This is a genomic window from Desulfatiglans anilini DSM 4660, from assembly GCF_000422285.1.
Taxonomy (GTDB): domain Bacteria; phylum Desulfobacterota; class DSM-4660; order Desulfatiglandales; family Desulfatiglandaceae; genus Desulfatiglans; species Desulfatiglans anilini.
The window spans coordinates 1-20,642 of the sequence record NZ_AULM01000028.1 but is presented as its reverse complement, the minus strand read 5'-3'; the positions used below and the strand labels follow the sequence as shown (position 1 = coordinate 20,642).

At 54.7% G+C, this 20,642-nt stretch carries 20 protein-coding genes; 17 read left to right on the top strand and 3 right to left on the bottom strand.

Annotation, left to right across the window (positions count from 1 at the left end; translation table 11 throughout):
* The first annotated feature begins 585 nt into the window (after nt 1–585).
* Entirely contained in the window at nt 586–1,878 is a 1,293-nt protein-coding gene (locus H567_RS0116020; protein WP_153306222.1) for a hypothetical protein, read from the top strand.
* A 9-nt stretch (nt 1,879–1,887) separates the two neighbouring features.
* Entirely contained in the window at nt 1,888–2,730 is an 843-nt protein-coding gene (locus H567_RS0116015; RefSeq protein WP_028322175.1) for a mechanosensitive ion channel family protein, read from the top strand.
* Here H567_RS0116015 and H567_RS0116010 read toward each other — a convergent pair.
* Nucleotides 2,727–3,569 carry a 4Fe-4S binding protein gene (locus tag H567_RS0116010; protein ID WP_208598405.1) on the bottom strand — a complete coding sequence of 281 codons (843 nt, stop codon included), beginning with the start codon at nt 3,567–3,569 and terminating at the stop codon, nt 2,727–2,729. The genes H567_RS0116015 and H567_RS0116010 overlap by 4 nt on opposite strands.
* Nucleotides 3,570–4,047: 478 nt before the next feature.
* On the opposite strand from H567_RS0116010, the gene H567_RS27365 reads away from it, so the two are divergent.
* From H567_RS27365 to H567_RS0115925, 15 genes are all read left to right on the top strand, one after another.
* Complete coding sequence (locus H567_RS27365) at nt 4,048–4,764, top strand: acyloxyacyl hydrolase (protein WP_051185027.1); 717 nt, start codon at nt 4,048–4,050, stop codon at nt 4,762–4,764.
* Nucleotides 4,765–4,905: 141 nt separating this feature from the next.
* Nucleotides 4,906–5,472, top strand: a complete 567-nt coding sequence (locus H567_RS0116000; RefSeq protein WP_028322173.1) for a GAF domain-containing protein — start codon at nt 4,906–4,908, stop codon at nt 5,470–5,472.
* 2 nt (nt 5,473–5,474) lie between these two features.
* Complete coding sequence (locus H567_RS0115995) at nt 5,475–6,383, top strand: serine/threonine-protein kinase (RefSeq protein WP_028322172.1); 909 nt, start codon at nt 5,475–5,477, stop codon at nt 6,381–6,383.
* Between the two features lie 13 nt (nt 6,384–6,396).
* Nucleotides 6,397–6,843, top strand: coding sequence for a universal stress protein (locus H567_RS0115990; protein ID WP_028322171.1), 447 nt, complete (start codon nt 6,397–6,399; stop codon nt 6,841–6,843).
* Nucleotides 6,844–6,940: 97 nt separating this feature from the next.
* A complete protein-coding gene (locus tag H567_RS0115985; protein WP_028322170.1) occupies nt 6,941–7,996 on the top strand; it encodes an AI-2E family transporter in 1,056 nt (351 codons plus the stop codon).
* Nucleotides 7,997–9,077: 1,081 nt separating this feature from the next.
* Entirely contained in the window at nt 9,078–9,575 is a 498-nt protein-coding gene (locus tag H567_RS25385; RefSeq protein ID WP_051185025.1) for a TRAP transporter small permease, read from the top strand.
* On the top strand, nt 9,572–10,876 hold the full coding sequence (locus H567_RS0115970) for a TRAP transporter large permease (protein WP_028322169.1): 1,305 nt from the start codon (nt 9,572–9,574) through the stop codon (nt 10,874–10,876). The genes H567_RS25385 and H567_RS0115970 overlap by 4 nt, the downstream gene beginning before the upstream one ends.
* Nucleotides 10,877–10,988: 112 nt before the next feature.
* Entirely contained in the window at nt 10,989–12,020 is a 1,032-nt protein-coding gene (locus H567_RS25380; protein ID WP_035254780.1) for a TRAP transporter substrate-binding protein, read from the top strand.
* 422 nt (nt 12,021–12,442) lie between these two features.
* Nucleotides 12,443–12,799: a ferredoxin family protein gene (locus H567_RS27965; RefSeq protein WP_084517405.1), complete on the top strand. Its 357-nt coding sequence runs from the start codon at nt 12,443–12,445 to the stop codon at nt 12,797–12,799.
* Nucleotides 12,800–13,339: 540 nt separating this feature from the next.
* Nucleotides 13,340–14,263 (top strand): beta-keto acid cleavage family enzyme, encoded by a 924-nt coding sequence (locus H567_RS0115950; RefSeq protein ID WP_028322168.1) that lies wholly within the window; start codon nt 13,340–13,342, stop codon nt 14,261–14,263.
* Nucleotides 14,264–14,277: 14 nt separating this feature from the next.
* The gene (locus H567_RS0115945; protein WP_028322167.1) at nt 14,278–15,030 is read left to right on the top strand and encodes an ABC transporter ATP-binding protein; all 753 of its coding nucleotides are present in this window, start codon (nt 14,278–14,280) and stop codon (nt 15,028–15,030) included.
* Between the two features lie 2 nt (nt 15,031–15,032).
* A complete protein-coding gene (locus tag H567_RS0115940) occupies nt 15,033–15,728 on the top strand; it encodes an ABC transporter ATP-binding protein (RefSeq protein ID WP_028322166.1) in 696 nt (231 codons plus the stop codon).
* 126 nt (nt 15,729–15,854) lie between these two features.
* Nucleotides 15,855–17,054, top strand: coding sequence for an ABC transporter substrate-binding protein (locus H567_RS25375; protein WP_161626637.1), 1,200 nt, complete (start codon nt 15,855–15,857; stop codon nt 17,052–17,054).
* 109 nt (nt 17,055–17,163) lie between these two features.
* Entirely contained in the window at nt 17,164–18,042 is an 879-nt protein-coding gene (locus H567_RS0115930) for a branched-chain amino acid ABC transporter permease (RefSeq protein WP_028322165.1), read from the top strand.
* 15 nt (nt 18,043–18,057) lie between these two features.
* On the top strand, nt 18,058–18,990 hold the full coding sequence (locus H567_RS0115925) for a branched-chain amino acid ABC transporter permease (RefSeq protein WP_028322164.1): 933 nt from the start codon (nt 18,058–18,060) through the stop codon (nt 18,988–18,990).
* On the opposite strand, the gene H567_RS27960 is transcribed toward H567_RS0115925, so the two are convergent.
* Complete coding sequence (locus H567_RS27960) at nt 18,979–19,785, bottom strand: transposase (protein WP_084517412.1); 807 nt, start codon at nt 19,783–19,785, stop codon at nt 18,979–18,981. The two genes, H567_RS0115925 and H567_RS27960, sit on opposite strands and share 12 nt — an antisense overlap.
* A gap of 380 nt (nt 19,786–20,165) precedes the next feature.
* Nucleotides 20,166–20,642: transposase (locus H567_RS0115915; RefSeq protein ID WP_035254763.1), on the bottom strand; the 477-nt coding region annotated here is incomplete at its 5' end.

The following is a 20,642-nucleotide window of genomic DNA, read 5'->3' as shown; positions in this document are numbered from 1 at the left end:
TTGAAATAATTCCATTATTGCCGGAAAAGACCTCGTTTTTCAAGCTTAGAAGCAGCTTTTCGCCGCTAAAATGACGATTACAATAGAGCAATAGAGCCTGCAGCCTTATGGGTTAACAGAGTTCTCTCTCAGTCCGTCTCCATGCGGAGAAGAGAGTCATTTTCTCCACATCCTTCCGGTGATCAGGGCGGCCACGGGGGGCGGATCCCTATCGCTACTGGCGTTTCCCGTTCGAGCCACACATATGAGTGGTGCAGGCGGGCAGGCCGCGTCTTTGCGGCACGCTTTCCGGAGGGCCTCGTGGTAGCCTTGGACGAAAAACCGGTTGATTATGACCCGGTATCTTGCTACCAAATAGACATCGGAACCGTTTGCCAGCCGGATCTTTCGTGATCGCGGGTGCAGGGCGGTCCCGCCCGCGCCGCAAACACCGATGGCAGACCTTATGGAGAAAGGGCTTGCCCGCTCCGCCGAGTTGGTGAGTCGCTTCTTTCTGCCCTTGGGCCTGGCCCGGGATGAGAAGGCCTTTCGGCCGGCGGCTGGAAAGCCTTGCCAGAACAAATGATGAAAACGGGGTACAGGCCTATGACGGAGAGGATGGATCCAGCTACGTGTGCCGAGGTGGAGCGAAACGGCCTCTGGACACTCGTTCGCCTCGAAGAGTTCAGACGGCCTACAAGGCCGGCCGCCGAGGCGGTGCGCAAAGGTTTGCTCGGGCTCTGGGATCGTCTGCGCGGATCTTCCAAAGCAGCCGAGGAGGCGGTGGCTGAAAAGGATCTCTGCGTTCTGCCGGAGGATCTCCTGAAGGACGTCCTGCCGGGCGACCACCATAGGGAGGTCGCGGCAGAACTGAAACGTTTGCAGGGAGCCGTTTCCAATGGCGGGGCCGCGGCGGTGAACGGTTTTGCGGTGCTGCGGGCTCCTGGAGATGGCATAGCCTCGGGGATTCGCGCCATGGCCGAGGAAGAGGGTTGGTCGGTGCCGCCGGCATTGAAGGCCGAGGAGATCCTGGCGGGTGGGGAGGCATTTCTCGAAAGCCTGCTTCGCAACGTGGATGTTCCGTTGGCCATTCCCGAGTTTGAGTCCTTCTATTTGAGGCATCACCTGGGTTTCGGCTTTCTTCGTCGCCTTTTGGAGATCCTTGTGGTCACGGGGCGGCGTTGCATTGTGGGCTGCAACAGTTGGGCATGGGCCTTTTTGAGCCGGTCGGTGGGTGTCGACCGCATCCTGAAGACGGTCTATACGCTCGAGGCCTTCGACGGGGAGCGGTTGCAGAGGTGGTTCGGTCAGGCTGCGGCCGGGGCCTTCCAAAGGGGGTTTTCCTTCAGGCAGGCGGACAGCGGGAGATACGTGCTGAGGACAGCACCGGAGAACGGACCGGGGAGCGGATGCGGGGATTCCGAACAGGAGGGTGAAAAGCGGGACGTACCGGTGGATGTGTCGGATTTTCTGCGGCATGTCGCCGCGTACAGCCGCGGATTGCCTGGTGTTGCGGTGGCGATCTGGCGCTTCAGCCTGCGGTTTGCCTATGAGGCCGAGGTGGAGGAAAAGGCGCAGAAGGCGGCCGCTGTCGACAGGGGTGCCACCATCTGGGTCAAGCCGTGGCCCCGCGTCACGTTGCCTTCCCTGCCTGCCGGACGTCAGGTTCCGCTCCACCTGATCCTGCACGCCCTCCTCCTGCACGGCCGCCTGGAAGGGCGGACGCTGCAGAGGATCCTGCCGCTGTCCGGCACGGATATCATGGCAGGGCTTGCGACTCTCGTCGGATGCGGGGTGGTGGAGGCCGTCCCGGACGGTTCCTGGCAAGTGAGTGCGCTTGGATACCCTGCAGTGGATGATGCCTTGAGAGGCGAGGGATACCTTGCCGGAGCCTTTTAGGAGGCCAGAATGTCACCCAATCCAGAAATCGCCGATGCCTTTCGTGAACTGAGCCACGTCAAGCTTCTGCCGATTATCCTGATCGCCGTTGCGGCATGGGCCGCGATCAAGATTGCCGACCGTCTTTTCCCCTGGGTTGCAGAGCGGCTCCCGGCCAGGTTCCGGTTGCACGTATTGCCGGTGGTCACGATCGTCCGTTTGATGATTTTCGCCCTTGCGATGGTTTTGATCGTTCCCCTGATCATCGAACCGTCGTTCCAAAACCTGGTTGCCATCCTCGCGGCGGCGGGCCTCGCTATAGGTTTCGCCTTCAAGGATTACATGAGCGGCATCATCGGCGGTTTGCTGGTCGTTTACGAACGGCCCTATCGTGTAGGTGACTGGGTCGAGATCGACGGCGACTACGGGGAGGTGAAATCGGTGAGCGCCAGGTCGGTGCGGCTCCTGACCCCCGATGACACGATGGTGCATATCCCGCACACCAGGATGTGGCAAAGCGCTATCCGTAACCACAACGACGGGAAGCGGGATCTGCAGTGCACAGCGGATTTTTATCTGGACAGCGATCATGACGGATCGTTGATGCGCCAGAGACTCCATGACGTAGCCTTGACAAGTCCTTACGTGAACCTGGATCACCCGATCATCGTAGTGACTTCTGAAAATCCCTGGGGAACGCGCCATCGGATCAGGGCGTATCCGATCGACGCGCGGGAGCAGTTCCTGTTTATCAGCGATTTGACGGCGAGGGGAAGGAGAAGCATCTCCGAGGCGGGAGGACGCCCGATCCGGGTGCCCTGGCCCCCGGGCTCGGAGAATGAAGTTCGGGGCTTATCAGGGACAGGCACCTAGAGGTAGATTTTGCTTTCGGCCGGTTCCGCGAACCGCTCCCTCAGTTTTCGGATCCGCACGTGGAGTGGGGCAAGTTCAGCCCGGATGGCGCCTTCGGGACAATATCTCACGCAGTTGAAGCAGAAGATACACTCCGGGCCGAATTCCGGGTAAGGGGTGAGGCGGATCGCCTGGACGGGGCATTGGTCCGCGCATAGGTTGCAAAGGGTGCAGCGTTCCTGGTCGAGGGTGCGGGTGGGGAAGTGGGCCTTCGCCCGCGTAAACCCTTCGGGATCGGGTTGCGGGGGCGCTTGCGGATCAGGAGCGAGCGCGTCGGCGGCGATCGCAGCCGGTTCGAGGGTCTTCATCTTGGCTTCGACGGAGGTGACCAGCTGTTCGGCAAGCAGGGCGTCGCTCCGGTCGGGGCGGCCTTTCGCCAGGGGTTCATCGAGGGCCCACATGAGCGAGTGTTCTGCTACGAATTTACCGGCACCGAGCACGGGATAACCTTTTTCCTGAAGCGTACAGGCCATGTCGTATAGAGCCCGTCCGCTGTTGACGCCCCCCCACGTGACGAAGGGGACGGAAAATCCGTTGCAGGCCGGGGGCAGCCCGGAAAGGAAAGCCGTCACGGGCGGTGCTGCGTAGGAGGCGTATACGGGTGAGCCGACATAGATGCAGATGTTGTCCCTGGCCGCGCCCATCTGGGACATAACGAAGGGAATGTCGTCGTCCCGTCCGAGGTCGATCATGACGGCAGGTGTCCCCGCGGCTCGGAGGGTGCTTTCGAACGCGCGGGCCATGCGGCGGGTGGTGCCTGCGGGTGAGAAATAAGCGATCAGTGCTTTGCGGATGGCCATCGGCATAACCGCCCTCCTTTGCGTGGTGCCTTCGCCGGAGAAGGCTGCTTACCAGGTTGTCCGGCCGGCAAATATCGCATCACCGTGCGTTGGCACACGGGGTGTACAAGCTCCTCTTTCCCTCGTCGACCCTGTGCGGTCTCATGTGGGAAAGCCTAGCAGCGGGGACGCGCCCCGCATCCACAGAAGAGGACCGCTTTCATCCGCCGCGCGGGAACTTCTCTCGACTACTTTGGGACAGGTCCCGCTTCATGGTGCATGGAGGGGATGCGGTCGCCTGTGGGGATGTCGCACGGTCAGGATCCATGCGGCGCCAAGAGGCGCACCACCACCCAGAGGCGGTGAAAGAAGCCCTTTCCCAGGGAAAAACTAGCGCAGGGCCTTGGATAAAGTCAAAAGAAATGGTTGGGGAGGCATTGAAAATTGGAGCCGCGTGGGCGGCCGCACGCGACGCTCGATGGCGACAGGTTCAAAACAGATGCAAACGCCAAAATACGGCAAGGAGGCGAAGGTTCGAAAGATGGGGGTGGTGTGCAATCGGAAGAAGGCTTGGATCGTCATTGCCTTCATGCTGCCTTTGATGGCCGGAGCGGGGCAGTCCCGCGCCATGGAGCTCTGCGCCGGCGATGCGGCATTCGATGCGCCTTTCAGAAAGGGGCAGGTCGCACTGCAGCTTGCGTCCGGCCTTCTTTTCTCACCGACCATGTTGGCAAAGCGGTCGTCTGTCATGGATTATTGGCAGACCAATCTGCGCCTTTCGAAAATGCTGACGAAGCCGGGGCCCGACAGGTCGCTTCTCCGGGGGAATTGGGAACTGATCGGCGAACTGACTTACTCGTATATTTATAAGGGGGCAGGCAACGTCATGGGAGGCATTACCGGACTTATCCGCTACAATTTCGTCCAGCCCGGTGCGCGCTGCTTTCCTTACCTCCAGGCTGGGGTGGGGGTGGTCCTGAACGACGCCTATCGCGACGGGAATCAGATCGACCTCGGACAGGCCGTCGAGTTCACTCCGCAGGGCAGTGCGGGATTACGGTTCATGCTCTCTCCGCATTGGGCGCTGAACGGCGAGGTCATGTTCCATCATGTCTCAAACGCCGGCCTGTCGATGCGAAACAGGGGACTCAATGCCTTCGGGGGACTCGTGGGGATGACGTATTTTTTTGGCGGCACGGGAGAGCCTGTCCGATAAAAGAGGCTATGAGGCCTTTTCGGCGCCGGTTTGTTTGCATTGGGGACAGCCGATCGGCTATCATGGACCAGGGCGCACCTTCAGTTCCAGAGGGGAATTATTTGACCGTGGACATGCCATGCCGTTTGGAAGGAGAAAGCCATGGGGCGAAAACCGGAGAGAAAATTTTATTTGAAGGAGTTCAAGGCAATCAGCCACGCCATATCGATTTATGAAGATCTGGCGCTCCTGATGAATCACCTGAGCGAGGGGACCAGCAGAACCTTCGAGGCGAAGGGTTGCAGCATCTTCCTGGTGGACGACAGGGAGAACCAGTTGGTTCACGTCAGCACCTATGGGATCAGTGACGAGTATTTGAACAAAGGGCCGCTCGTGCTGAACAAAGAGTCGTGCGTAACCTGCACCGGTGAGCCGGTCCTGATCCGGGATATGCAGAAGGACCCGAGGGTCCAGTACCCGGAGGCCGCGGCCAAGGAGGGGATCGTGAGCATGCTCTCCGTGCCGATCAAGTACCACGGCGCCGTCATCGGCGTCATCCGAGTCTACCATGCCGAGCCGTGGGAGTATCACGAGGCTGATATCGAAACCTTGTGCGTTTTGGCTGAACAACTCGGTGTGGTGATCGAGAACAACGGCCTTAAAAACTTTCTCGAAAGGGTGAAAATGGCCTTGGAAAGCCTGCCGCTGAGGGCCTTGGAAGGGCTCTAGCCATGGCGGGGAAGGTCTTCAAAGATACCACCCCCATTTTTGTGATCGACCACGGAGACATTATCGAGGTCGGGGGAAAGCGTTATGTCGTCACCGGTCACGAAAGGGAACGCCGCTTCGGGATGGACGATCCGAAATTCTGGGTGAAGCGGGTGGTGGATGAGGAAACCGGAGAAAGGAAGCTCATCAAACTGTCTTTCCTGGAGACCTTTGTGGCTTCTTATGGGGAGGTGAAGGTCAACTGCTTCCGGAACCCGGCCAAGGAGGCTGAGATCCTTGATTTGGTCAAGGATCACCCGTATTTCATGCACGGGACATCGAGCCTCGATGAAAAGGGAAACGTGCTGCGGATTCTGGATATCGTCAACGGGACCAACTTTCTGCTTTACCTGGACGAGTTCACCATGCCGTACCGGGAGTACATAGAGAAATACCTTCCGACCATCCTCAGGCACATCGTCAAGGCGTTCGAGGCCATCCGTTTTTTGCACATCAACGGGTTCAGGCATGGGGACATCCGCAATGACCATATCATTGTTGAAAAGGAAACAGGGCGATACGTCTGGATCGATTTCGACTACGATTTCGAAGCGACGGAAAACCCTTTCGCACTGGATCTCTTCGGCCTGGGAAGCATTTTGATGAATGCCATCGGGAAGGGCCTGCACGACATGCACATGATCATGCAGCAGAAGTCCACTTATGGAGACGTGGCTGAGCGGCTCGAACCGGGCGATTTTTCAATCATCCACAAGAGGCGGCTGGTGAATCTCAAGAAACTCTACCCCGAGATACCCAAACCGTTGAATGATATTTTGATGCATTTTTCGAAATCTGCGAACGTATATTATGAATTTACCGAAGAAATCATAGAAGATCTCAATCGCTGTCTTTATTCGGTATTCGAGTGAGGGGAGGCATCCTTTGACAACGAATGTACTTGTACCTCTCAGCGACTCTGTGAGTTCCCGGGCGGTGGTCGACTACCTGGTGAATCTCCCTTTCTGTCCGGAAGACTGGAACGTCGTTCTGATGCATCTTTTCCGCAAGCCCTCCGCGAGTGAAGAGCTGATGGGAAAGAAGTTCACGGAGGAAATGTCGGCGCGCTATCAGGATGTGCTCGAAAAGGCGCAGGACCGTCTGATCGAAGCCGGGTTCACGCCTGACCACATTACGATCAAGATGATCAGCGAGCCTTATCCGACGATTTCCGACGGGATCATCGATCAGTTTCGTAAAGATAAGTATGATATGGTCGTCATCGGGCGCAAGCGGATGACCAAGGCCGAGGAGTTTGTCATGGGGGACGTCAGCGTAAAACTGCTGCGGGCCCTCGAGGGAGCCGCCATCCTGGTCGTGAAGTCGAAGTGAGGGGCCCTCCGTACAGGCGGCTTCCCTTTGAATCGGCCTGAACCACGCTGCCGCTGGAATGCCGTTGGCGATCAGCAGCGGTGCGCAGGGAGCCCGCATGAATCCCGTTATAGCTTGGTTCCGCAGACATCTTTCCGATCCCCAGATCGTAATCCTCGGGGTGCTTCTCGTAATCGGCGGGGTCCTCGTCCTGGCACTGGGCGAGATCCTCGCCCCCGTCTTGGTCAGCCTTGTCGTTGCCTATCTGCTCGAAGGGCTGGTGAAATTCTTCGAGCGTTTGAAAATTCCCCGCATCTTGAGCGTAGTGATCATCTTCGTGCTTTTCATGGCCGGCCTGCTTTTTCTCTTCCTGGCGCTCATCCCGCTTCTCTGGCAGCAGTTGGTACAGCTCATCCAGGGGCTGCCCTCCAAGATATCCTGGACACAGGATGCCTTGATGCAATTGCCGGAGCGGTACCCCGAGTTTTTCAGTGAGCAGCAGATCCGGGATTTCATGGCCATGCTGCGCTCCGAGCTTGCCCATGCCGGGCAGCGGCTCGTTTCCTTGTCGATCGCTTCGGCCCGCTTGATCGTATGGATCGTGGTCTATATGTTCCTTGTACCTATGCTTGTGTTTTTCTTCCTGAAAGACAAGAATCGCCTGCTCGAATGGGTGCGACGATTTCTTCCGGCGGAAAGGCGGCTGGCCAGCGAGGTCTGGCAAGAGGTCGACCGCCAGATAGGGAACTATGTACGCGGGAAGGCCTGGGAGATCCTCATCGTCTGGGTGGTCAGTTTCATCACCTTTTCACTCCTGGGTCTCGAGTTTGCAATGCTGCTGAGTCTTTTCGTCGGGCTTTCCGTTCTGATCCCCTATATCGGTGCCACCGTGATGACGTTTCCCGTGGCCTTCATCGCCTATTTCCAATGGGGGCCGACCGCGCCTTTTTTCTATACCGTCGGCGCGTATCTTCTCATCCAGATACTTGACGGGAACGTGCTGGTCGCCCTCCTTTTCTCGGAGGCCGTCAACCTGCACCCCATCGCCATCATCGTCGCAGTCCTCTTTTTCGGCGGTGTCCTCGGTTTCTGGGGAATCTTCTTCGCCATCCCCCTCGCCACCCTCGTCCAAGCCATCATCAACCAATGGGGTCGGACCAGGTTATCCAATTGAAATCACATTGTTATTGCCGGAAAACATGGTGTTTTGCTGCCTTAGAATGGCCTTTTCAAGGCCCAAATGACGGTTTTAAGCAGATGTAGATGCAAGGCAGGGGGATATGATGGACACCTGCTGAAAGCTTTAAGCGTTGCTCGGATTCGCGTCCAGGCTCCTTGTATCCCTGTTGGGCTGGGCTGAGGTTTATTGCCTCGAATCATTTGCAGATGTTGAGGATCTCGGGTTGAGGATCGTTTTTGTTCAGGTTTTCAGAAGGATCGTTCAATGGCTTAAAACAGGTTTTTTCAGGTTCAAAAGGCGGTTTTAAGGGGTAAAACTGGCCCGTGTTCGATTTTTTTTCGAGTCTATCCAGGTACCTATCTTGGTCCGACCCCAAATAGGGCTTGACAAAAGAAGGATGCGTATTCTAGAAGTCTAACGGGAAGTTTAATCTTGGCTGCTTTTCGAGCATCTTCTTTCAAGAAAGAGTCATTGGTTTCAAACAGGTCTTCTATTTTTTTCAAAAAGGAGGGAAGGCGTTACGGCTTGCGGCTGATGATCCTTTCGGTTTGCGATATGCGAACAAATGGTGAAGTTCGCGTCTAGGTACGCCTTCCTAATACATTAGACGAGCTATATTCGTTAAGTCTCTATTGTTTTCTAACCTTCATGTTCTTCTCATTTCAATCTGTAAAAGTACAGGGCATCTTCAAGGGTGTCCGTTGTCCCAATAAAGCGTATCAAAATTTTTTTCAAATCGAGTTGCCGGGAAAACCTCGTTGACTGTTGCCGTTATCCAGGGGTTTCCGGATGAGAAGTGCTCCGCTGAGCGCTGCTCGGTGTCTATCGTAAAGCTTTAACATTTAATCCATATATTCCGGGCATATATGCAGTTTTCAGCTGCAATCCGGTATGGTGGCGTTTGCATGGGGTAGGTGAGGTGGTTGTCCTACTTGAGGGAATATCGAAAACAGCCGAGCAGGGCTTTTGCAGCTTGAAATCGTGTATCCCGATTGGAAGTTCCATCGAGTTCAACCGCCGCGTCTTGGTTTGAAAAGATCTTTTCGTTCATGGTTAGTGTTGATGAGCGGGTCTTATGGAAAAAGAGAGCTTCAAGGTCGTCAGAAAGACTGCAGGGCTTAGCAGCCTGTTCAATTTGATCGCCTCTCTGGCGCTTCTGGTGATCATGCTGCTTACCTGTTTCGATATCTCCATGAGGTATCTCTTCAGTCGTCCAATCCCCGGGACTTATGAAATCGTGAGCATTTTGGGCGCTGTCGTGGCTGCCTTTGCGATGCCTTATACGATGCTGCAGAAGGGGCATGTCGCGGTGGACATCCTGGTCAAGAGCCTCTCGCGGGGCAAACAGCTCGTCATCGAAACCGTGACACACATTCTCGGCATCCTCTTTTTTCTTGTGCTGGTATGGCAGTCCGTCGAGTTGGGCCTCGATATGAAGGCGGCGGGGGAGATCACACCGATCCTGCATATTCCGTTTTATCCACTTATTTATTTGATTGGACTTTGTTTTTTCGGCCTATGCCTCGCCATTCTGCATAACCTCATAGACTTCTGGAAGAAGGCGAAAAGATGAATCCAGTCCATGTCGGCCTCCTTGGCGTTCTATTTCTCGTCATTCTTTTATTTTCACGTTTTCCGGTTGCCTTCTGCATGGCCCTTGTGGGGCTGCTCGGTTTCGGGTACCTGGTGAGCCCTGCTGCGGCGCTGAACATCACCGTGAAAGATTTTTATACGGTTTACAGCTCATATGACTTGACGGTCGTCCCGCTGTTCGTTTTTATGGGACAAATTCTCTTCTACTCGGGCATCAGCCGCAAACTCTACGATGCCGCTTTCAAGTGGGTCGGTCATTACAAGGGCGGCCTCGCGATGGCGACGATCGGAGCCTGTGCGGGGTTTTCCGCCATCTGCGGATCCACGAACGCGACGGCGGCGACCATGGCCTCCGTCGCGCTTCCCGAGATGAAACGGCTGAAATACCGTGATGAATTGGCTACGGGTGTCGTGGCCTCCGGGGGGAGCCTCGGAATTCTGATCCCGCCCAGCGTAATCTTCATCGTCTACGGGATCCAGACCGAACAATCCATCGGAAAACTTTTCATGGCTGGGATTCTTCCCGGGATCCTGCTTTCCATCCTCTTCATCCTGACCATCTACATCTGGGTCTCGTTGAGGCCGGAGATCGCCCCACTGGTCGAAAAGCAAGGGTTGAGAACCAGAATCAAGTCCCTGACGGGCTTGGTCGAGGTCATCATCCTGTTTTTGCTGGTCATGAGCGGGCTCTTCCTGGGCATATTCACCCCGACGGAGGCGGGCGCGGTAGGCGCCTTCGGAGGCCTGGTCATTCCTCTCGTGAGGAATCAGCTCAGCTGGGAGGGGTTTCGGGATGCACTCTACTCCTCGACGCGCACGACCTGCATGATCTTCATGATTGTCGCAGGGGCGACGGTATTCGGCCACTTTCTGGCGGTGACCACCATCCCGAGCACCTTGTCGGGGTGGGTCGTGGAGCTTCCCCTGCCTCACTGGGCCATCATGATCGTCGTCATGTTTTTTTTCCTCATAGGGGGATGTTTCATGGACGCCCTCGGAATGATCCTCCTGACAATCCCCATATTCTTCCCGGTTGCGGTCGCCCTTGGCTACGATCCGATCTGGTTTGGGGTGGTGATCGTGCTCGTGACGGAGCTTGGCGTCATTACGCCGCCTGTAGGCATCAATGTGTATGTCGTGAGCGGAATCGCAAAGGGGGTGCCATTGGAGGTCATTTTCAAAGGGACTTTCCCGTTTGTTTTGACGCTGATCACCTACATCGTCATTATGATTTTCTTTCCGCAGATCGCTCTGTTCTTGCCAAGTTTTCTGGCGTATTGATCTCTTCAATTGGAAACGGAGGTTGTGCTTCAAGCGGCTTTTCGATGAATTTTTTTGGAGTGCGAGAGGGATTTCAGAGGCGGTGAACTTCAAGATCGAAAGGAGAGTCGGTATGAGGAAAAATTTCTGGTTCACAGTGGCGTGTCTGGTATGCGGTGCATTGCTTGCGTCGATGGGGATGGTCGTTCCGCAGGCACAGGCGGAAACCTACAACTTCACCTACAGCACGTTTTTCCCTCCAACCCACATTCAGACCAAGGTGCCCCAAGCCTGGGCAAAAGAGATTGAAGAGCTTTCCAGCGGCAGGATAAAAATAAAAATCTTTACCGGGGGGTCTCTCACGCCTGCCCCGCAGATCTATGACGGGGTGGTGAAGGGCATTTCGGATTTCGGATCCTCCGTCCTGGCCTACTCCCCGGGGCGCTTCCCTATTATGGAGGCGGTGGACAACCCGCTTGGCTACCGCAACGCCTACATCGCTACGAAGGTGATCAACGAATTGTACAACAAGTTCCAGCCGCAGGAGATGAGCGATGTCCACATCTGCTACCTGTTCGCGCATGGGCCCGGGCTGCTTCACACCGTGAACAAACCCGTCCGTAAGCTCGAGGATATACAGGGTTTGAAGATCCGCTCGACCGGCACGAGTCAGTTGATCGTGCGGGCCTATGGGGCCGCTCCTGTGGCTATGTCTCAAGGCGAGACTTATGACGCCCTCAGGAAAAACATCGTGGATGGGACCCTGGTGCCCATGGAGGCTCTCGAGGGCTTCAAACAGGGAGAGGTTCTCAAGTATACGACGCTCACCTACAGCAGCGCATACACCCAGGGCTTCTTCGTGGCTATGAATCTCAAGAAATGGAACAGCCTCCCGCCCGACCTGCAGCAGATCATTACGGATGTGAGCAAAAAATACGCTAACATAACGGCCAAGGCCTGGGAAGACAGCGACGAATCAGGGCGTGAATTTGTGGAGAAACTCGGTCATGAGTTTATCGAACTGTCCGACGAGGAATCGGCGAAGTTCAAGGAGGCCGTAAAACCGGTTTTCGATACCTACATCAAAAACGCCAACGCAAAAGGCGTCGACGGGGAAGCCGTCTTCAAGGCCGTCCAGGAAATGGTGGAGGAATTCAGCAAGTAGTTATAGTTCGGGTCGGACCAAGCTAACTGCTCGGAAATAAATAGTTATCATTCTAAATGGCGCTGTTTTTCAGCCTTAGAGTCGCCATTTGGGTTCCTGAAAGACTCTTCTAAGCAAAGTGCTGCTGAGTGATTTGAGCGCTCTGCCTTTGTTTATTGTGGTGCGTTTTCTATCTGATATCAATGAAGTTCCGCTGTGTGAAAACCGATTTCAGGTGTTCACTCAGGAGTGCTGCCGAGTGAATCGACCCGATCGATGTGGGAGCGGCTGGTCTGCGGTTTTCTCTCGCAGGGGTTGTCGTGCCAGTGCATGTATAAATGATTAAAATCATTCCATAAGATATGCCGTAGCGAGGGGTCTGGCAGGTTGGTTTCTCGACCCCGGCTGGGGCTGAAAGATGGCAGGAGCGGAGAGAGGATCAAATGCCATGGATAAATAAAGAATTTTGTGATGGTTGTCGGATTTGCGTGGATTCATGTGTTGCTGGAGCCATTTCAATAATAGAGGATGTAGCCTTTATAGATGATGATAAGTGCATCCGATGTGGTGTTTGCCACAATGTATGTCCAAATGATGCTGTGCGCCATGATGGTGAGCGTATTCCGGATGAAGTTGCAGAAAATTTAAATTGGGTAAAAACACTTTTATCACATGAATATTATTTTGATGATAGAGACAAGCAAAGACAGCTTATCGATCGTTTGCAGCGATATTTTCTTAAAAATAGGAAAGTAGCCGAAAAAACCATGGAAGAAATTGAAAGATTGTTTGTTCAATGATTTGTATAATTAAAATGATTGTCTCCTTCTGTTGAAGATTTGATTTTTTCCGTTGTACCTTTTGCCTATGGCAGGTAATGATTTCAGGCTGACTGACATCCGTGGATGGCAAATGCAGTCTTTTGATTGCATTGTTTTTTTGCATGTGAAGTTTCTCTTTAGTGTGTAAAAATGCTGTGTAATTTCAATTCATGGTAAATAATTATTGTTCGATTGCTTGGTTTCTGCACTTTTCGTTATGAAAAGAGATGTTTTTGTTTCGATGCTTGCGCGATCCGAACTTCCAGGATGCGCTGATGTTTTAAAGAGGGCCATGAAGTCGAAGGGAAATGAGGAGATGAACTCCAAGATCGCCTCCTTGGCACTTGTCGGAGTGCAGCGCCGAAGGGCAGAGAATTCAAGCTCTTGAGGAAGAGTTATTCGATGGTTGAGGTGGAGTGCATGGCACAAGCTGGCGCACCCCGGTGAAGGTAGGAGAGGACAGGCACGTTTTCTGTCGAGCAAGAAGGTGCAAAAGGCAACGGATCGGAGGTTTTCTGGATGGATAAACTGATCATTACAGCCGCTATCACCGGGGGGGCGTCTCCGGAGTCCAATCCCTATCTTCCAAAAACACCGAGGGAGCAGGTGGAGGCGACGGTCGAGGCCTACGAGGCTGGGGCATCGATCGTACACCTTCATCCGAGAAACCCGCAGACCGGCAAAGGGGAAAACAGGCCGGAGTGGTATGCGGAGGCCGTTTCGGGTATACGCGAACGCTGCGATATCCTCGTCAATGTCTCTACGGGGGGTACGGGGCGGCGCGTAGACGGTGACTGGCTTTACAAAGAAATACCCGAAGAGTCGGTGAAAGGCAGGATAGGCGTCATACCGATATTGGCGGCAAACCCTGAAACGAAACCCGACATCGCCTCATTCAACGCGGGATCGCCGGTGATCGATATTTACAACAGGAAGACGGACGAGTTTCTGCTCAAATTTGTCATGGTCCAAAGTTTTCCGGATATGGTTCACATGGCGCAGGTCATGAAGGAGCATGGCGTCAAACCTGAACTGGAATGCTACGATATCGGCATGATCAACAACTGCAAGGTTCTGAAAGAATTGGGGTCCCTCGAGGAGCCCCTCTACTTTCAATGTGTTCTCGGTGTCCTCGGGCAGATCCCGGCCACGGTGGAAAACCTTCAGTATATGGTCAGGAATATTCCCGAAGGCTCACCCTGGTCCGTCTGCGCCATTGGTCTGAACGAGTTCTACATGGGGACGGTGGGGATGATCATGGGGGGACATGTGCGGGTCGGCTTCGAGGACAATATTTATCTTTCCAAAGGCGTTCCTGCAAAGAGCAACGCGGAACTGGTTGCCAAGGTGGCGCGGCTGGCCAAGGAGTTGGACCGAGAGATTGCGACTCCGGCGGAGGCCCGGAAAATCCTGGGGCTGCCCCCTCGGCAGCCTGCCACCTGATATCAGGGCGAGTGATGAATGATCGACAGGTGCTCCTCGAAACGGTCGAGGTTTCCAAGCGCTTCGGAGCGCTGGAAGTGCTTAGCGGCGTCAACCTGAAAGTGAGACAGGGGGCTATCCACTCCATTATCGGCCCCAACGGCGCGGGGAAAACCACCTTTTTCAACCTGTTGACCGGGATATTCCCCGTCTCGAGCGGTTCGATTCTTTTCAAAGGAAAGGAAATCACGGGCCTGCCGCCGTTTCGCATCTCGCGGAAGGGCATCGCCCGCTCTTTTCAGATCACGAGCATATTTCCCGACCTTTCCGTCTACGAAAACATCCGGGTGGCGGCGCAGTCGCGCCTTGGACACGCGGGGAATTTTCTGCGCAAGGCCTCGGCACTGAAGGAGGCGATGCGGAAAGCGGACCGTGTGCTGGAGATGATCGGCCTCGCAGACAAATGCGGCCACCGTGCAGAAAACCTCTCTTATGGCGAAAAGCGGATCCTCGACATCGGGATTTCACTTGCCACGGATCCTGAGCTGCTCCTGCTGGACGAACCGATGGCAGGGCTGCAGTCCGCCGATATGCAATGGATGATGAAACTGGTCAAAGAGATATCGGATAGGATGACCGTCGTCCTCATCGACCACAACATTGACCTTGTCCTGGCGATATCGGACCGGATGACGGTTCTGAACCAGGGGATGGTTATCGCCGACGGCACCCCGGCGGATATCCAACGCAACGCGCGGGTTCAGGAAGCATATCTGGGAGGGTTTTGAGGATGCTCGTTCTGGAAGACATTCACACCTATTACGATCAGAGCCATATCCTCAGGGGCCTTTCGATGGATATCCGTGAGAACGAGGCGGTGACGCTGCTAGGCAGGAACGGGGCCGGCAAGACAACCACCTGCAAGAGCATTATGGGGATGGTCCCGCCTCGCTCGGGCAAGGTGATCTTGAAAGGCGAGGACATAACCGGCCTGCCCCCGCACCGGATTGCGAAGCGGGGTGTGGGTTTCGTTCCCGAGGAGCGGCGGATCTTCCCCAGCCTGACCGTGCTCGAAAATCTGTCTCTTCCTTTATGGGGCCGAGGGCAGGAGGGATGGACCGCCGAAAGGGTGTACGAGGCCTTCCCTGTTCTGAAGGCGCGCAGCAGACATGCGGGTTCGAAACTGAGCGGCGGCGAACAACAGATGCTTGCCATCGCGCGGATCCTCAGGGCGAGAATGGAGATCATCCTTCTGGATGAGCCTACCGAAGGGCTTGCGCCCATCCTCGTTCGATCGATTGCGTCCATCATCGAGGAAATCAAGAAGAGCGGCATCACGATCCTGCTCATCGAACAGAACACGCGCTTCGCTACGCAGGTGGCGGATCGCCACTGCATTCTCTATGGCGGTGAGATCGTCTACACGGACAGCAATGATGCTTTTCGTCAAGCACATGACGTGCAGAAGAGATATCTCGGCGTATAGAAGGCGCCTTGAGATCGGCTGGTCGAATGGTTCCAGGAAAGGAGGTGAAATCCCGCGGGTCATACGTGGAGACGGGCTGTATGCGGCATACTTGAAAGGGATGCACAAAAAAGGAGGGGTATGGACATGAGCAAAAAGTTTTTGGTAAGCGTCGTCACGTTCGGTCTTTTCTACTGTTTGACCGTTTTTCAGGCTCTTGCAGCGGATACGGTCAAGGTAGGGGTGATCAGCGTCCTGTCCGGACCGCTGGCTGTCATTGGCAACGGGGAGAAATGGTCTGCCGAGATGGCGATCGAAGATTATGGGACGGTGCTGGGTAAAAAGATCGAGCTGGTTTCGAGGGATCACGCCTACAACCCGGGTGTAGCGAACGAAAAGGCCAAGGAACTCTATGAGAAGGAGAATGTGGATGTCATCATAGCCTGCCCGAACAGTGCTGCAGCACTGGCCGTCGCTGAGCAGGCACGCCTCCACAAAAAGCCTTTCATTTCGACCTCCGCCGGCACTACTGCGCTCATCGGCGACAAGTGCAACAAGTACGTCATCAAGTGGAACTACAACGATTATATGCTCGCCACCACGGTAGGGCTCTGGGGTGCGGAGCATCTCGGAAAACGCTGGTATACCATTACCTCCGATTATGCCTGGGGCCATGATCTCCTGAAACATTTCACGGCCGCCCTGAAAGAGAAGGGCGGAGAACATGTCGGGAACGACATGGTGGCTCTGGGGACCTCCGATTACAGCCCATATATCCTGAACGCCATGAACGCGAACCCGGATGTTCTGGTACTGTTGAATGTCGGGAAGGACGCCGTCAATTCAACGAAGGCCGCCATGGAGTACGGCCTCAAGAAAAAGTGCAAGATCGTCCATGCCCTGCTTTTCGAGCCGGATATCCGGGGTGCTGGCCCCGAAGTTTTCGCCGACAACTATGTGGCTGCATCCTGGAACTGGAAAGTGGATAATCCGGGTGCTCGTGAATACGCGGATAAATACCTGGAGCGGCACGGCGAAAGGCCCCATTTTATGGCCGCCGCCGTTTACAGCGCCACCTGGCAGTATCTGGAGGCGGTGAAACGGGCTGGAACCACCGATCCCGATGCGGTGATCAAGGCCTTGGAAGGGCATACCTTTACGGATCTCTTCGCGAATCCCGGGTATATCCGGCCCGAGGACCACATGCAGGTCGCTAAAGCCCTCCTCCTGCGGGCAAAAAAGCCCGATGAGATCAAGGAGAAAGAGGACTTTTTCGAGATCGTGGGAACCCTGCCTGCGGAACAAGCCTTCGGCAAGCCGGGCCAGTTCGGCTGCCAGTTGAATTAGATCGAGCCTCGGCCGGGGGCGGGCTTTCCGAAAACGATCTCCGTCCGGAAAGCCCCCATCCCGGGGGGCGTGAGTCGGTGCGCAGAATTCTCTTCGAGGACTTCCTGTCATGAGCATTCAGTTTCTGGTCGTGCAGCTTTTCAACGGGCTCATCCTCGGCTCCATCTACGTGCTGCTTTCCTTGGGCCTCACGGTCATTTTCGGCACCCTCGGAGTGGTGAATTTTGCGCACGGGGCCCTCTACATGCTGGGAGCTTACGCGGCCTACACATTCGTGAGCCTGCTCCAAGTGCCGTTCTTCGCCGCCATCGTTATCTGTCCGATCGTTGTCGGTCTGATTGGTATTTTCCTGGAAAAGACGCTCGTCAGCAGGCTTTACAACCTGCCCCACTTTTACAATCTACTCCTCACATTCGGTTTGATGTTCGCCATCCAGGACGGGATCAAGGTCATCTTCGGTCCGGAGGGCGAACCGTTCAACATCCCGGATGTGCTGTCGGGCGTTGTCGACCTCGGTTTCATCATGTATCCTAAATATCGCCTCTTCATCATCCTGCTGACGGCCGCATTGGCCTTCGGCGTCTGGTTTTTCATCTCGAAGACTAGGCTCGGGGCTGTCATTCGTGCAGGAACGGATGACGCTGGGATGGTCAGCGCCCTCGGAACCGACATCGCCAAGACCTTCACGCTGGTCTTCGGGTTTGGGGCGGGTCTATCCGGCCTTGCAGGGGCCCTGTCCGCGCCGCTTCAGAATGTTCAGCCCCTCATGGGGATGGATATGCTCGTGGAGACCTTCGTGGTGGTCATCATCGGGGGCATGGGCAGTATCGGAGGGTCGATCCTGGCGGGGCTCATCATCGGGGAATTGATTACCCTGGGCATCGTTTTCTGGCCTCCCATGGCCAAAGTCCTCGTCTATGCATTCATGGCGTTCATCCTCATTATCCGGCCGCGGGGGTTCTTCGGCCGGGCAGAATTCTTCGAATAGACGGGGTGGGGCTCGATGGAGACAAAAAAGAATCACCTTTACTGGATCGTTCCGGCGGCATCGATCGCGCTGCTGTTTCTGCCGTTTATGACCCCCTATAAGGCCTTGGCCAGCCAGATGCTGATCTTCGCCATTTTTGCGCTGGGTTATGACATCTGTTTCGGCTATACGGGCCTGCTCTCGTTTGGCCATGCCGCCTTCTTCGGTCTCGGCGCGTATACGACGGGACTGATGCTTATCCATTTCGCCGTGCCTCTTCCCGTGGGGTTGCTGGCCGGCATTCTCGTGAGCACGGCGGCGGCGTTCCCGATAGGGTTTCTGTCCATACGGCGGCGCGGGATCTATTTCGCCATGGTGACGTTGGCCTTCGCGCAGGTGATCTACTTTGTCGCCTTCAAGTGGCGTTCGCTCACGGGCGGAGACGACGGTTTGCACGGTGTGCCGAGGCCGCCTCTGGGCCCGATCGATTTCACATCGGAACTGGTGATGTACTATTTCATTTTGTTCTGTTTCGTCCTGGCTGTCATCCTTGGATTGCGCATCATTCACTCCCCCTTCGGGAAAACCCTCGAATGCCTCAGAGAGAATGAAACCCGTGCCATGAACATCGGGTACAACCCAAAATTCTTCAAGCTCATTTCCTTTGCGTTGTCGGCCGGTTTTGCCGGCTTGGCCGGAGGGTTGTATGCCGCACTCCAGAATTTCGTGCCGCTTTTCACTTTGAGTCTGGACACGTCGGGCGACATCGTGCTCATGACGTTGGTAGGCGGCATGGGCACCCTCTACGGTCCCGTCATGGGCGCTCTGTCACTTGTTTACCTGAAGGATCTTCTGAGCACTTACACCAATGTCTGGCCCCTCATCCTGGGCCTTCTCTATGTAGCTTCGATCATGATGTTCAGACGAGGAATTTTCCGATTTTGGGGTCGGACCAAGTTATCTAGTTGAAATTAATTGGCTATCATCCCAAAATATCTCGTTTTCAAGCCTTAAAACAGCGTTTTCAGGGTCAGAATCGCCATTATAAGGAAACCGGCACTCTCTGAGTTCACAGCTTTTTCTGCTTTCCACGACTTTCCTGCCGACTCCTCTTTCACCCAATTTTTCTTTTATGTCTTCAATAAAAGAAAGATTTCCAACAGCGACGCTCTCTGTCCATCTCTCTTCCCGAACATTTTCCGTGGTCTGAAGCGCCTTCTCGACCCATCTTTGGTGTGACAGTGTCAATTGATCGCCGTCTCTAATGCCTAGCAAATGCATTAATACTTCACGGTCGATCAATCTGTATCGCTTTGGATTTTCCTGGATTTCTCTATAGCCTCCGTGAGGCCAGTCACATGGATGCTTGACGACGCCGGCCCTGACCATATTCAAATCTATGTAAACAAGACATTGAACCAAATGACTATCTGTTTGTATGGCTGTTGCGTGGTAGCGATCTTCCCAAAAAGCGCCATTTCGATTTTTTCTTTGATTATACTCCTGAGCCGTACGTCCTGCTACCAACTGAATACTTTTTGGAATGGTATCTCCACCGTTTTGGTCATAGACAAGCAAGTGAATGTGATTGGAGGTTGCGGTGTAATTCAGGATGGTCAATCCATATCGCTTCTTGGCTTCGAAAAGCCAATGGATCCATCCCTGCCGATCCCTGGAGAATTTCAGCAGATACTCTCTTTTATGGCATCTGTGTGTGAGATGCCATGCGTGACCTGGAATGTAGTGTCGGTTTGCCCTAGGCATTTTTTTCTCCATATTTAGGATTGTGTTCAGTCATTTTCTCATGGTATCTGCCTATTATTTAAATTATTAATCGCATTTTTTTTCAGTGATTGATCTGTGTGAAAGCAAGTCTTTGATGGGCGAGCGCTGTCTATCTTCCGATGCTTTCTTAACAAGGTCCTGAATCCGTGAGACTCCAGTAAACAGTCGTCCGGTTTCAGGCTCAGAAGCGTAATATCGACCTGTCCGCCGGTAGATGTGAGTGTTCTGAAGCTTTTACACCCACTATTTGAGTCCTTCTTTATGCTCTTTGCTAAATATTTATGTTTTATGGCTTTTTTTAGGCATGATTCACCCTGAGATAACCTATCTTGGTTGATGAAACTTCCTGGTTTGCGGATCTAGCCGCATGCCAGGCGGTTGTACACAGCCCCGAAGGCTTCAAAAGCCGGACAATGTCGGCTGAAGACGATTTTCAAACGCCGGCCGGTTGTGACCAGCCGCGCAGCCAGATACATCAGTTCCTGGATGACCGTTTTGATGCGGCGCCTTTTGGCCGGATGGCGTAAGGGCGACCGGTCTCCGACGAGGCCCAACTGCCCGATGAAACGCAGGATGTTGTAGGCCAGACCGGCCAAAGTCAAGATCAGGGCATTGGTGGCGAACTTGCCCGATGGCAGGCGTTCCATGTCCATGTCGGATTTGATCTCACTGTGGAACTGCTCGCTGGTGGCGTGGTCCTCGTAAAGCCGGATCACCTTTTCATCCGGCAGATCGAGCGTGGTCCACCAGGCCTCCACCTCGATGTCCGGTTTGAGCAGCAGTTGACCGCGTTTGTCGCTGGTGCGCTCAACGGCCCGCATCACCCTTTGGAAGCG